Raw genomic sequence first — 13,060 nt, 5'->3', positions numbered from 1 at the left:
ACACCGTGCCCGTACGACGGAACGTCACAATGCCGGGCACGAGGGGCGACCACGGCGACACCGCCTTCGGCCGAAGGCATCGCCATTCCTTCAAATTGACTGTACATCAGGAATTCAGCACCCCTGGTAGCCCTCGCACCCCGCTCCGGATTCCTCTCCCGCGGGTGATCTTTCACGAAGCCCGCACAACAACAACTTCCGGTACGGTACGGCGATGACGACCGACTCGCCCTACCCCACTCAGGGTCGGAACCCGCCCACGTGCGCCCCCGTCACCAGGCAGAGACTCGCACTCGCCCCCACCGGGATCCAGACCGGCTTCCGTTCACGGGCCACCCCGGCCCACCACTCCATCGGCAAGATCGAATAAGCCCGGGAAAGGGAACAACAGGTCGTGCCTGCCGACCGGTTCACCAAGGGGACCGGAATCAGCAGGATCACTTGTCGCCACCCCTCCCCCACCGCACAGTCGACGAGGAGCAGCCATGACGACCATCGGGCTGGCCGCAGCCATCGAGGAGCTGCGGCAGGAGCTCTACCAGGCCCAGGCCCAGGGATCCCAGCAGCAGTTCGCCTTCCGGATCGAGGAGGCCCAGCTCGAACTGCTGCTGGAACTGCGTGACGACGTCAAGGGCGAGGGGAAGTTGCAGTTCGGGGTGGCCACCGCGGGCGGGTCCGGATCCCATTCCACTTCCCGCTCACACAAGCTGACTCTGAAACTGCAGGTGAGAGACCGGGCCGCAGGAGGTAACAACCCCGAGATCAGTTTCCAGCCGTTCGATTCCGGGGATGACGAGGGCTGAGTTGGAACGCCAGAGACTGGCCCTGATCCGCGTCAGCGAAGCTGCCCGGGTCCGCCGCGTCGGCACCGGCTATCTCATCGCTCCCGGCCTGGTGTTGACAGCCGGACACGTCGTCCGCGCGAGCGTCGGTTCGGCGTCCCATGAGATCCATGTGGGCGTGGGGCACCCCAAGGACACCGGCCGGGACCGCCCGTTCCTTCCCGGAAAGGTGTGCTGGGTCGGCCCGGACGGACTCGATGTCGCCCTGCTGCGGCTGAAGGACGAGACGGACGTCCGCGGGACGGTGCGCTGGGGGCGCGCCGTCGGCAACGCCATCGTGCGCTACGACGGTCTCGCGTTCCCCTTCGCGGTCTACAAGGAGGGGCAGCACAATGTGGAACACCTGAGGGGGGAGCTCCCTCCCTTGGCCGGCGGTTACGGCTCCCAGGATCTGTACTCCCTGAACCAGTACGTCGCGCCGCGCATATCCCCGAACGACACGCAGGCGTGGGCCGGGGCTTCCGGCGCCGCGGTCTTCTGCCAGGACCACCTCGTCGGCGTTGTCATCCACAACGACGAGGAGTTCGACAACCGCCGCCTGCGTGCCCTTCCGGCCCGGAGGTTCGCCACCGAACCCACCTTCGTCGAGGCCCTGCGGAAATGCGGCGTCGCGCCGCCCGCGCTCGCCGACGTCTCAGCGCCACCCGCCACCCGCACGGACGACCCCGCGCCGAGCCGCCCGGACCCGCGGATCGCGAAACTCCATGGCCTCAAGGACATCCTCCTCGCCGAACTGAAGCGGGACCCGGTACAGAGGGAAGTACGGAACGGACGTCCGCTGCCCATGCACTGCAAGGCCGCGCCCGAGGAAATCACCGGCAGGAAGAGCGATACCAGGAGGATCTCGGAATCGCTGGCGTCCACTCCCCGACCGGGACAGGAACAGTTGCTGAATGACATCGCGGCTGTCTACCTGGAGAAGAAACGCAGCAAACTACTGGTATTGGGCCAGGCCGGTTCGGGGAAGTCCGTCCTGATCCGGCGCTTCGCCCATGCGCGGCTGAAGGACGTCGGCTGGATCGAACAGGGACTGGTCCCGGTGATCTTCAGCCTAGGATCATGGAATCCTGCCATTCAGCTCGACGACTGGCTGACCGAACGTCTGGAACGGGATCACCCCTTCCTGGCCGGGCAGCACCACAGTAAACAGAGGACATGGGCCGCCGAACTGCTCGAGAACGGTGACATTCTCGCGATCCTGGACGGGTTCGACGAGATGGCGAAGGAGCTCTACAAACCCGCGCTGAACAAGCTCAAGGACTCAAAACTCCCGATACTGCTGACAAGCCGCCCCGAGGCGCTCGTCAGCGTCCAGGAAGACGGAGGGCTCTTCCCGGGGATCGAGCTGACGGGCCTCACCCTCGCCGACTACAACGACCAGTTGGGCGAGTTGGGAGCGTGGGAGGACGTCCTGAAGAAATTGAACGACCAGGACAGTGGCGACGTTGCCGTCGCCCGGCTCGCCGACGTACTGTCCACTCCCCTGATGTTCACCATGGCCGAGCACTTCCGTAGGTCCGGCGGCAGGCCCGCGGACCTGCTGGAGCTCGCCCAGCACGACTCTCCGACCGCTCTGCAGGGGCACCTTCTCGACTCCTTCCTCAGCAGGGCGTACAGCAGCGAGCACAATCCGGACGCCCCGAGGCGTCAGCGCTGGAGCGCCGACAACGCGAAGAAATGGCTCGGCTACCTCGCCACGCATCTGACGGTGCTGAGCGCACGACAGCAGAGCGAGGAAGAGCGGCGCAGGGAAAAGCAGCGCCGCGAGCAACAGCGGCGCCAGGAACAACGGCCCGGGAAGCACCCGCACCCGGAACGGCAACCCGAGAGGCAACAGCCCAGGAGGCAGCGGCCCGAGCAACAGCAGTGGGACGCCCAGGACATCGCCTGGTGGCAACTGGGCACGGCCATGAGCCTGCCCATGCGCATGCTCGTCTCGGGGTCACTGTGCGGGCTCGTGTCAGGAACCGTGTGCGTCCTCGTCGGCTTCTTGGCGCAAGCCCCCTTGTCGGTGTCCCTGACCTTGTTCATGAACGGCCTGGGCATCGGGGTGGGCTTCGGGCTCGTACACGGAATCGCGTCGAAGATCGACGTCGGCAGCCCGTTCAAACCGTCCCGCATGCAGATCGCGATAGGCAGCGAGACGAGACAGAAGCGGTGGGAAAGGGTGCGTAAGAGCTTCCTCCCCAGAGCCGGCAGTGGGCTGGCCGGCGGAGTCGTCTTCGGGATCGTCTACGGTGGCGCGATCGCGGTCTACGCGAAGGCCCTCGCGTTCCCCTGGCTCGCGGTCGCCCTGATCCTCGGAAACTGGATAGTGGCCGGGCCTCTGATCGGACTGGGAATCGGGATCGTCCTCACACTGACGGCCTGGTTCGAGAGAGAGCCCGAGCCGAACGAATCGACCGACGCGGCGGACCGCTTGCGCACGAACCGCACCATTGTGCTCGTCCAGGCATCCGCGGCGGGGCTGGCCCTCGCCCTCGGATACGGAGCCGCGGTCACGCATTTCAACGGCCGCGCCCTCGGCCTGCAGCACGCGATCTCGGCCGGACTCGCCGGCGCACTCGGGGTCATCACCCTGACCGCGTGGGGCCGGTGGCTGGTCCTGGTCCGATTCTGGCTGCCGCTGCTGGGGCACCTGCCCTGGCGGGTGAACGCCTTCCTGGACGAAGCCTGGGACCGGGGCGTCCTGCGCCGGACCGGCGCGGTCTACCAGTTCCGCCACGCACAACTGCGGGACCACCTCGCCAAGCCTCCCAAGGAGCCCGGCCGGGGCAGCGGCCCGGCCGAAGCGGATGACGACGGGCCCCGGACCGTGGCCGGCCCCCGCACCACACCGCACCGATCCGCTCCGGACGACGGAGGAACATGAACGACGCGAACGAGTTCACGGACGTCTCCCCGACCACCCTCGCCGACCTCCTGGGGCGCGGGCAGGTCATGGACATCGGCATCCGGCCCCTGTGGACGCCGTCGCCCCGGGTCGCCGGACCGGCGTTCACGGTCCGGTGCCCGCCCGGCGACAACCTCATGCTGCACGCGGCCATCCACCGCGCGGAGCCCGGCTCCGTCATCGTCGTCGAGTCGGGTGACGTCGATTTCGCGCTCGCCGGCGGCAACATGTGCGCCGTGGCCCAACGCCGGGGCATAGCCGCCTTCGTGGCCGACGGGGTGATCCGCGACCTCGCCGAGGTCCGCGCGATGGGCTTCCCGGTCTTCGCCAGGGGGGTCATCCCCATCCCGGGAACGAAGAAGGCGGTGGAGCCGCTCAACCACCCCGTGCGGTGCGGCGGGGTCGACGTGGCCGCTGGTGACATCGTGGTGGCCGACGAGGAGGGTGTCGTGGTCGTCCCGCGCTCCGGCGCCGGGCAGGTCCTCCTGGACGCGCGGGCGAAGGCGGCCAAGGAGGCCGCGGAGAGCCTGGACGACTGGGAGACGGCCCACCGCACCCGTATCGACGCGATCCTGCGCGGCGCGGGCTTCGAGGGCTGACCCGCCACGAGTGCGTGGTCCCGGGCAGGAGTCCGGGGCCCGCACTCCCCCGTTCCCGCCGCCCCGTTCCCCCCGGTACGGACGCCTCCCGGCTGCCCCGTACGGACGCGCAACGCGGGCGGCCGCGACGGGCCGGGCGGAACATGGAAGGCGACAACGCCCCGGACGGCGCTCGCCCACGCCCCGGGGCCGCAACTGCCGCGCCGACACGCCCATGCGTCACCCGAATGGCGCACCCTGCCGATCGGCCCATCTCATATCTGAGATAACCTTTCGCCATGTCAGACGATTACCTCGTACGCATCGGCAAGCTCATACGCGACGCCCGCCAGCACCGGGGCTGGACGCAGAGCCAGCTCGCCGAGGCGCTCGGCACCAGCCAGAGCGCGGTCAACCGCATCGAGCGCGGCAATCAGAACATCAGCCTTGAGATGATCGCGCGCATCGGCGAGGCGCTCGACAGTGAGATCGTGTCCCTCGGATACGCCGGACCGATGCACCTGCGCGTGGTCGGCGGCCGCCGGCTCTCCGGCGCCATCGACGTCAAGACGAGCAAGAACGCGTGCGTGGCACTGCTCTGCGCCTCGCTCCTCAACAAGGGCCGTACGGTGCTCCGCCGGGTCGCCCGCATCGAGGAGGTCTACCGCCTCCTGGAGGTGCTGAGCTCCATCGGCGTACGGACCCGCTGGATCAACGACGGGACCGACCTGGAGATCGTCCCGCCCGCCAGCCTCGACATGGACGCGATCGACGCGGACGCCGCCCGCCGGACCCGTTCCATCATCATGTTCCTCGGCCCGCTGCTGCACCGCATGGACCGCTTCAAGCTCCCGTACGCGGGCGGCTGCGACCTCGGCACCCGCACGATCGAACCGCACATGATCGCGCTGCGCCGCTTCGGCCTGGAGATAGCCGCGACCGAGGGCATCTACCACGCCCAGGTCGACCACACGGTCACCCCCGGCCGCCCCATCGTGCTGACCGAGCGCGGCGACACCGTGACCGAGAACGCCCTGCTGGCCGCCGCCCGGCACGACGGCACGACCGTCATCCGCAACGCCTCCTCCAACTACATGGTCCAGGACCTCTGCTTCTTCCTGGAGGCCCTGGGCGTACGCGTCGACGGCATCGGCACGACGACCCTGACCGTGCACGGCGTCCCGCACATCGACGTGGACGTCGACTACTCCCCCTCCGAGGACCCGGTCGAGGCGATGAGCCTCCTCGCCGCCGCCGTGGTGACGGAGTCCGAGCTGACGATCCGCCGGGTACCGATCGAGTTCCTGGAGATCGAGCTCGCGGTCCTGGAGGAGATGGGCGTCGACTGCGACCGCACGGCGGAGTACGTCGCCGACAACGGCCGCACCCGCCTCGTCGACCTGACGGTCCGCCCCTCCAAACTGGAGGCGCCGATCGACAAGATCCACCCCATGCCCTTCCCCGGGCTGAACATCGACAACGTGCCGTTCTTCGCGGCGATCGCCGCCTCGGCCCACGGCCAGACCCTGATCCACGACTGGGTCTACGACAACCGTGCCATCTACCTCACCGACCTGAACCGCCTCGGCGGCAGGCTCCAACTCCTCGACCCGCACCGGGTGTTGGTGGACGGCCCGACCCGCTGGCGCGCCGCCGAGATGATGTGCCCGCCCGCCCTGCGCCCGGCGGTGGTGGTCCTGCTCGCCATGATGGCGGCCGAGGGCACGTCCGTCCTGCGCAACGTGTACGTCATCAACCGGGGGTACGAGGAGCTGGCGGAACGGCTCAACTCCGTGGGCGCCCAGATCGAGATCTTCCGGGACATCTGACCGGCGATGAGGTGTCGTGCCCCGTGGAGGGAAGAGGGCACGACACCTCAGCACGCCTACTGACCTGCGAGGTGGCTGGGAGGATGTCCCTGTCGGCGATCTCGGCAGGACAAGACCAATGACTTCCTCCTGGAAGTCCCGCGCCTGGTTGTGGGCGGCCGCATCGTTCCTGGAGACCTGGTGATCCGCCTCTCACTCCTCAGGTGTTGAGCGACGGCCCAAGAACACTTCGGTCACCCGCTCGGCGAGATCGTCTTCGGTCATCGTGGTGCCAGCCTCGATGGCACGCAGCCCGAGACGCTTCGTTTCCTCGTAGAGACGTTTCACGAAGGCGTGATCGCGTTCTGCGATGTTGCGGCCGGCCTGCTCAGGATCACTGGTCTTCCAGATGAACCCTTCTCCGGGCGTGGCCCGACTCCGGATCGCGGCGTGGCGGAACTCCGGGGTGGGGAGGAGCCAAATCGCCTGGCTGGAAACGGAGAGCAGCGGCTTCACGAGGTGTGGCAACAGTCGGAAGCCCTCGACGATGACACAGGGTTCCGATGGCAGCCGAAGGAGATCTTCGACGATCAGCCCGAAGCCTTCACCACGGAACCAGTGGAAGGTCTCGAGCATGGTGTCCGGAGACCGGTTCACCCATCGCTCGTCCATATCCATGGCCATGAACCGGTGCAGGAACGGGGCCTCTTCGGGTGTGGTCCGGTCCGCGTGCTCCGACATCACGTCGTCGGTCGCGTAGAGCTGCCACCCGTATTGATCCGCCAGGCGGCGAGCAATCGTCGACTTGCCCGCCCCACTTCCGCCACCGATCCAGTAGACATGCCGCAGCTGTTCACGCAGCGCGACGGTGTCGCCAGCCGCTCCGTATCGCTCGGGTCGCATTCTTCTCCTGTCCGAATGGCTTCGTCACACGACGTTAAGCCGTGTCCGCCCGTCCACCGGTCCGGACAGCGGACGACCGGCATCACCCTGCGCATGACCGGCCCCGCCGACCGACAAGGCCCCGCTCCACAGATCGGTGTTCGGCCCTCGTGAACCTCGTCCACACCGATGAACGAGGTTCTATAGCACACGGCCGCACGCGCCCCGCCGACCGTCGAGCGCCGGACACACTGCCCTCGCACCGGCCCGAACGGGCTTGCCGTCACCGTCCGCTTCGCTCCCGGCATCCGCACCGCCGCCATCGGGAGGCCCAGCCCAGGGAACGGACACACCCCGCGTTCGCGGCAACGGGCCGTAGGTTCGGCGCTGTTCGGGAGCGGGGTCCGGTACGGCTGGAACAGGTCGATGCTCGAACAAACATCATGCGGGCACGATCATCGTATCGAGTTAATGTCAGCGGCTTTCCTTGCCCCGGAGGGCGAAGCGGCTATTAGTGTTCCCCTGGATCTGGACGGGTTCCCATCCAGATACCCCCTGTTCCCTCCAGTTACCCAGTGACGTCCGCATACGTGCGTGTCGCCGACCTCAGCAAGGGGAGCTTGCCCGATGACGGTTGGATCGAGCCCGGAAGTACGGCCGGAGCTGCCCCGGCAGGCCAGTCTGGGGACGGCGGCTGCCCGCAATCTCGCCACCACGACCAAGTCCGCGCCGCAGATGCAGGAGATCTCCTCCCGCTGGCTGCTGCGGATGCTCCCCTGGGTGGAAGCCAAGGGCGGGACGTACCGGGTCAACCGTCGTCTGAGCTACACGGTCGGCGACGGGACCATCGAGTTCGTCCAGGAGGGCTCCCGTGTCCGGGTGATCCCCCGCGAGCTCGGTGAGCTGGCCCTGCTGCGCGGCTTCGACGACGTGGAGGCGCTGACCGCGCTCGCCGACCGGTGCGTTCAGCGCGACTTCCGGGCGGGCGAGACGCTGGTCGAGGGCGGTGCCCCCGCCGACCGGATCCATCTGATCGCCCACGGCCGCCTCCGGCAGACCGCTGTCGGCGCGTACGACGACGCGGTCGTCCTGGACGTACTCGCCGACGGCGACCGGTTCGGGGAGAAGGCCCTGCTGGACGAGGACGCCCGGTGGGAGCAGACCGTCGTCGCCGAGACGTCGGGCACCCTGCTCACCCTGTCCCGCGCCGACTTCACGGCCGTGCGGTCCATGGCTCCGAGCCTCCACGGCCACCTCGAAGCGTTCTCCGCCCGCTCCCGTCAGCGGCAGAACCACCGGGGCGAGGCGGAGATCGCGATGTCGGCCGGCCACGCGGGCGAGCACGAACTGCCCGGCGCCTTCGTCGACTACGAGCTGAACCCGCGCGAGTACGAACTCTCGGTCGCCCAGACCGTGCTGCGGGTCCACACGAGGGTCGCCGACCTCTACAACGGGCCGATGAACCAGACCGAGGAGCAGCTCAGGCTCACCATCGAGGCGCTGCGCGAGCGCCAGGAGCACGAGCTGGTCAACAACCGGGAGTTCGGCCTGATCCACAACGCCGACTTCAAGCAGCGCATCCAGCCCCACGCCGGTCCGCCGACCCCGGACGACCTGGACGAACTGCTCTGCCGGCGCCGGAGTTCCAAGTTCTTCCTCGCGCACCCCCGGACGATCGCGGCGATCGGGCGCGAGTTCAACGCCCGTGGGATCTACCCGGACCACATCGACCTCGACGGTCAGCGGGTCACGGCCTGGCGCGGGGTTCCGATCCTGCCCTGCGACAAGATCCCGATCACGCCGGAGAAGACCAGCTCGATCCTCGTGATGCGCACCGGCGAGGAGAAGCAGGGCGTCGTCGGCCTGCATCAGACCGGGCTGCCGGACGAGTACCAGCCGGGCCTGTCGGTCCGTTTCATGGGCGTCGACGAGAAGGCCATGACGTCCTATCTCGTCAGCGCCTACTACTCCGCCGCGATCCTCGTGCCCGACGCGGTCGGCGTGCTGGAGAACGTGCAGATCGCCCACTGGCCCAAGTAGCGGCGCCCGGAACGAACTTCGTGCGAAACCCCGGGTTCCCGGGGCGGTCGCGCATGCCCCGGGGCCGGGAACAGCCGTCCTCACCCACCGAAGGAGCCAAGGAGCCACCGATGCCCGCGCCCGAGCTGCCACCGCCCCAGTCGAGTCTGCCCGAGGCCGCTTCCCAGTTCGGGGAGCGGGTGCTCGCCGCCGTCGTCGCCCATGCCCGCGATGTGAAGGCCGCCATCGGCCCGGTCTCCGCGCCGCCCGCTCCCGCCTCGTCCTCCTCCTCTTTCTCGCTTGCCGCCACACCGTCCCTGCCAGCCGCACCGTCGCTGCCCGTGGCGCCCTCCCTGCCCGTCGGACCCGCTCCGTCGGTACCGGCGGCGGAGGCTCCGCGGCCGACCGCCGGCCCGGGGTCGGCGCTGCGCGGCCCGAGCGGGCTGGGCACGGCGGGCCTGCGCCTGACCCTGCGGGAGGAACCGCCGACGCCCGCACCGGGTACGGGTGCGGGCGAGGGCACCCCGGTTCCGGGCCTCTACCACCACCCGCTGCCCGAGCCCGACCCGGTACGGGTCGAGGAGGTCAGCCGGAGGATCAAGTCCTGGGCGCTGGACGAGGTCTCGCTCTATCCCGACGACTGGGAGGAGGAGTTCGACGGCTTCTCCGTGGGCCGCTACATGGTCGGCTGCCACCCGGACGCGCCCAGCATCGACCATCTGATGCTCGCCACCCGGCTGATGGTGGCCGAGAACGCGGTGGACGACTGCTACTGCGAGGACCACGGCGGCTCCCCCGACGGTCTCGGGGAACGGCTGCTGCTCGCGCACACCGCCCTCGACCATCTGCACACGACGGAGGAGTACCAGCCGCAGTGGGCGAAGTCGCTCCACTCGGACGCGCCCCGCCGCGCCTACCGCTCCGCCATGGAGTACTTCGTCCGGGCGGCCAGCCCCTCCCAGGCGGACCGGTTCCGGCACGACATGGCCCGGCTGCACATGGGATACCTCGCCGAAGCGGCCTGGGCCCAGATGGACCACGTGCCGGAGGTGTGGGAGTACCTGGCGATGCGCCAGTTCAACAACTTCCGCCCCTGCCCGACCATCACCGACACGGTCGGCGGCTACGAACTCCCCGCCGACCTGCATGCCCACCCCGCCATGCAGAAGGTCATCGCGCTCGCGGGCAACGCGACGACCATCGTGAACGACCTGTACTCCTACACCAAGGAGCTCAACACCCCCGGTCGCCACCTGAACCTGCCGGTGGTGATCGCCGAGCGCGAGGGGCTCTCCGACCGGGCGGCCTATCTGAAGGCGATCGAGGTGCACAACGACCTGATGCACGCCTTCGAGCGCGAAGCCGCCGCCCTGACCGCCGACTGCCCCGTACCGCAGGTGCAGCGGTTCCTGCGGGGGGTGGCCGCCTGGGTCGACGGAAACCACCACTGGCACCAGTCCAACACCTACCGCTACAGCCTGCCCGATTTCTGGTAAAGAGAATGGATTCACCTGTGACCAACACCGAACTCACCACCGCTCCCCTGAGCATCCCCAACCCGGCGACGCCGTACCAGGGGGACATCGCCCGCTACTGGGACGGGGAGGCCCGGCCCGTGAACCTGCGGCTGGGCGCCGTGGACGGCCTGTACCACCACCACTACGGCATCGGTGAGATCGACCACGCCGCGCTCGGCACCCCCGAGGACAGCGAGCGCGAGAAGAAGCTGATCACCGAGCTCCACCGGCTGGAGTCGGCGCAGGCCGACTTCCTGCTGGGGAACCTCGGCGAGATCGGGCGGGACGACACCGTGGTGGACGCCGGCTGCGGCCGCGGCGGTTCGATGGTGATGGCGCACCAGCGCTTCGGATGCAAGGTCGAAGGTGTCACGCTCTCGGCCAAGCAGGCCGAGTTCGCCAACGGCCGCGCGCGTGAACTCGGCCTCCAGGACCACGTCCGCGCCCAGGTCTGCAACATGCTCGACATGCCCTTCGAGACCGGTTCGGCCGCGGCGTCGTGGAACAACGAGTCGAGCATGTACGTCGACCTGCAGGACCTCTTCGCCGAGCACTCCCGCGTGCTCTCGGTCGGCGGCCGCTACGTGACCATCACCGGCTGCTGGAACCCTCGGTACGGCCAGCCCTCGAAGTGGGTCTCGCAGATCAACGCGCACTTCGAGTGCAACATCCACTCGCGCCGGGAGTACCTGCGCGCCATGGCAGACAACCGCCTCGTGCCGCAGGCCGTCATCGACCTCACCCCCGACACGCTTCCCTACTGGGAGCTGCGGGCCACGTCCTCGCTGGTCACGGGCATCGAGGAGGCGTTCATCAACTCGTACCGGGACGGGTCCTTCCAGTACGTCCTCATCGCGGCCGACCGCGTGTGACCTTCCGCGGAACCACGAGGGCCCGCCCCCGGACGCCACGCACGGTGTCCGGGGGCGGGCCCTTGCCCGTGGCCGTGCGGCCGTTACGGGCCGCCCGGCCGGAAGGGGCAGGTGAGGGGGAGGATCCGCTCGGAGAGCTGCCCGGTGAGGTGGGTGTCGGTGAAGGCGGCGTCGGTGAGCCAGTCGACGGTGGTCAGCCGGTCGACCAGGGGCTGGAACTCGGCGGGATCGACCGGGACCTGAGCGGTCAGCACGTCGAGGGCGATGCCCTGGCCGTCCCGGCCCAGGCGGCCGGACGCATCGGTCCGGCTGGCCAGGGTCAGGGCGAACAGCCGGGCTTCGGCGGGCGGCTTGGACTTGCGGAGCTTCTTCTCCGAGACGACCCGCTGGGCCCAGCCGGAGAGCTTGGGCCGCATCTTCCTGCCGAATCCGAAGGGCTGCGTCCCGTCCTCCTCGGGGACCAGCGAGGGGACGGTGATGGGGGTGGCGTTCTCCGGCCGGGAGGCGAGGAGGTCGGCGACCGTGCCGGGGAGCTCCAGCCAGCCGCAGTCGGTCAGTCGCTCGACCAGCTCCCCCGGGTCGGCCAGGCCCAGCCCGGTGAGGTCCTGGCCGACGAGGTTGCCGGTGCCGGTGTGCGCGGTGCGCAGGGTCAGCATCAGGACCAGCAGGCGCGCTTCCGGTCCGGGCAGCGGGGCGTGACCGGCCACATGGGCGAGCACGGAGCGCGCGTTCTCCCACTGCGCCGGTACGGGCAGCACCCGGTCCACCGGGGGCCCGCCGCCCGGGGCGCCTCCGGTGCGGTGCTGGTGCTGGAGATCGGCGGCCGCGGCGGCCTGCTCGGCCCGCTCCGCCTCCAGCCGCAGGCGGATGTCGCCGGTGGCGTCGGCCCAGGCCACGAAGGCCCTCGCCTTACGGCTGTGCAGCTCGGCCAGGAGCGCCAGATCGGGCTCGTCGCGCTCCTGATAGGAGCGGAAGAGGTCGCCCAGCTCGATGAGTTCGTCCCGCAGGGTGAGGGGGCGCAGGTCGTACGGGATGATCCGCTGGGCGATCTTCGGCAGGGGGCGCCGTCGGCGCGGCCGCTTGGGGCGGGGGGCCGGGACCGGGCCCGGGCCCTCGGCGGCGGCCTGCTGGTCGGAGAAGTGCGGGGCACCGGTGGCCGCGGGCACCGGCCGGCCGCCGGTCCGGGGCGCGGGGGCCTGCCCCACGGTCCTGGCCCCGGGGGTGGCCGCCGCACACCGTGAGCAGCACTCCAGCGCCTGCCACCAGCGCCCTTCCCGGTCGGTGAGGACGGCCAGGACAATCGGCCCGCCGCACCGCCAGGGTTCGGTACGCGTCGGCCGGCCGGTGTCGGGGATGTGGGCCCGGCAGCCGTCGGTCCGGCAGGCGCAGTAGGCCTCGGGGCGGGGTGCGGGGGCGGCGCGCAGATGGGCCTTGAGGTGGGCGACCGCGGCCGCCCGGCCGGCCGCCGCGGTCGGCAGCCGCTGCTCGGCGCAGGCGGGGCGGCTGCACGAGACACGCACCGCCGCGCCGCCCCGGTCGGCGGCGTCCAGACGCACCGTCCACCGGCGTCCCGGGACCCGTTCGTCCAGCTCACTCACCACGGCCTGCGTCATCCCGATCTTCCTTCACGTCCCGAACCGCCCGATGCC

General features: G+C 69.6%; 10 protein-coding genes. 8 read left to right on the top strand and 2 right to left on the bottom strand.

All coding sequences use genetic code 11. The features are described from left to right. Window positions 1-214: 214 nt before the first annotated feature. From ACF08W_RS25105 to ACF08W_RS25085, 5 genes are all read left to right on the top strand, one after another. A complete protein-coding gene (locus ACF08W_RS25105; protein ID WP_385205828.1) occupies window positions 215-370 on the top strand; it encodes a hypothetical protein in 156 nt (51 codons plus the stop codon). Window positions 371-485: 115 nt separating this feature from the next. After that, on the top strand, window positions 486-803 hold the full coding sequence (locus ACF08W_RS25100; RefSeq protein ID WP_392280602.1) for a trypco2 family protein: 318 nt from the start codon (window positions 486-488) through the stop codon (window positions 801-803). Further along, the gene (locus ACF08W_RS25095) at window positions 790-3,714 is read left to right on the top strand and encodes a trypsin-like peptidase domain-containing protein (RefSeq protein ID WP_392280601.1); all 2,925 of its coding nucleotides are present in this window, start codon (window positions 790-792) and stop codon (window positions 3,712-3,714) included. Before ACF08W_RS25100 ends, ACF08W_RS25095 begins: the two co-directional genes overlap by 14 nt. Further along, window positions 3,711-4,334, top strand: coding sequence for an RraA family protein (locus ACF08W_RS25090; RefSeq protein WP_392280600.1), 624 nt, complete (start codon window positions 3,711-3,713; stop codon window positions 4,332-4,334). The genes ACF08W_RS25095 and ACF08W_RS25090 overlap by 4 nt, the downstream gene beginning before the upstream one ends. A 278-nt stretch (window positions 4,335-4,612) precedes the next feature. Continuing rightward, a complete protein-coding gene (locus tag ACF08W_RS25085; protein WP_352273102.1) occupies window positions 4,613-6,142 on the top strand; it encodes a UDP-N-acetylglucosamine 1-carboxyvinyltransferase in 1,530 nt (509 codons plus the stop codon). Window positions 6,143-6,334: 192 nt separating this feature from the next. On the opposite strand, the gene ACF08W_RS25080 is transcribed toward ACF08W_RS25085, so the two are convergent. Continuing rightward, window positions 6,335-7,024 (bottom strand): hypothetical protein, encoded by a 690-nt coding sequence (locus ACF08W_RS25080; RefSeq protein ID WP_392280599.1) that lies wholly within the window; start codon window positions 7,022-7,024, stop codon window positions 6,335-6,337. A 606-nt stretch (window positions 7,025-7,630) separates the two neighbouring features. Here ACF08W_RS25080 and ACF08W_RS25075 point away from each other — a divergent pair. The 3 genes from ACF08W_RS25075 (at window position 7,631) to ACF08W_RS25065 (ending at window position 11,411) form a co-directional block, all read left to right on the top strand. Continuing rightward, window positions 7,631-9,043, top strand: coding sequence for a family 2B encapsulin nanocompartment shell protein (locus tag ACF08W_RS25075; RefSeq protein ID WP_392280598.1), 1,413 nt, complete (start codon window positions 7,631-7,633; stop codon window positions 9,041-9,043). 110 nt (window positions 9,044-9,153) lie between these two features. Next, the gene (locus ACF08W_RS25070; RefSeq protein WP_392280597.1) at window positions 9,154-10,518 is read left to right on the top strand and encodes a family 2 encapsulin nanocompartment cargo protein terpene cyclase; all 1,365 of its coding nucleotides are present in this window, start codon (window positions 9,154-9,156) and stop codon (window positions 10,516-10,518) included. A 17-nt stretch (window positions 10,519-10,535) separates the two neighbouring features. Beyond that, entirely contained in the window at window positions 10,536-11,411 is an 876-nt protein-coding gene (locus tag ACF08W_RS25065; RefSeq protein WP_392280596.1) for a geranyl diphosphate 2-C-methyltransferase, read from the top strand. An 83-nt stretch (window positions 11,412-11,494) separates the two neighbouring features. On the opposite strand, the gene ACF08W_RS25060 is transcribed toward ACF08W_RS25065, so the two are convergent. Then, a complete protein-coding gene (locus tag ACF08W_RS25060; protein WP_392280595.1) occupies window positions 11,495-13,024 on the bottom strand; it encodes a hypothetical protein in 1,530 nt (509 codons plus the stop codon). Between the last annotated feature and the right edge of the window lie 36 nt (window positions 13,025-13,060).

The sequence above is a fragment of the Streptomyces sp. NPDC015144 genome, assembly GCF_043079735.1.
Taxonomy (GTDB): domain Bacteria; phylum Actinomycetota; class Actinomycetes; order Streptomycetales; family Streptomycetaceae; genus Streptomyces.
Note: the sequence above shows the minus strand (reverse complement) of the source record. Positions and strands in the feature narration are given on the sequence as shown.

Bases quoted from the DNA above. Each gene is read 5' to 3' on its own strand.
- ACF08W_RS25105 (WP_385205828.1), top strand. From the start codon at position 215: ATGACGACCGACTCGCCCTACCCCACTCAGGGTCGGAACCCGCCCACG.
- ACF08W_RS25100 (WP_392280602.1), top strand. From the start codon at position 486: ATGACGACCATCGGGCTGGCCGCAGCCATCGAGGAGCTGCGGCAGGAG.
- ACF08W_RS25095 (WP_392280601.1), top strand. From the start codon at position 790: ATGACGAGGGCTGAGTTGGAACGCCAGAGACTGGCCCTGATCCGCGTC.
- ACF08W_RS25090 (WP_392280600.1), top strand. From the start codon at position 3,711: ATGAACGACGCGAACGAGTTCACGGACGTCTCCCCGACCACCCTCGCC.
- ACF08W_RS25085 (WP_352273102.1), top strand. From the start codon at position 4,613: ATGTCAGACGATTACCTCGTACGCATCGGCAAGCTCATACGCGACGCC.
- ACF08W_RS25080 (WP_392280599.1), bottom strand. From the start codon at position 7,024: ATGCGACCCGAGCGATACGGAGCGGCTGGCGACACCGTCGCGCTGCGT.
- ACF08W_RS25075 (WP_392280598.1), top strand. From the start codon at position 7,631: ATGACGGTTGGATCGAGCCCGGAAGTACGGCCGGAGCTGCCCCGGCAG.
- ACF08W_RS25070 (WP_392280597.1), top strand. From the start codon at position 9,154: ATGCCCGCGCCCGAGCTGCCACCGCCCCAGTCGAGTCTGCCCGAGGCC.
- ACF08W_RS25060 (WP_392280595.1), bottom strand. From the start codon at position 13,024: ATGACGCAGGCCGTGGTGAGTGAGCTGGACGAACGGGTCCCGGGACGC.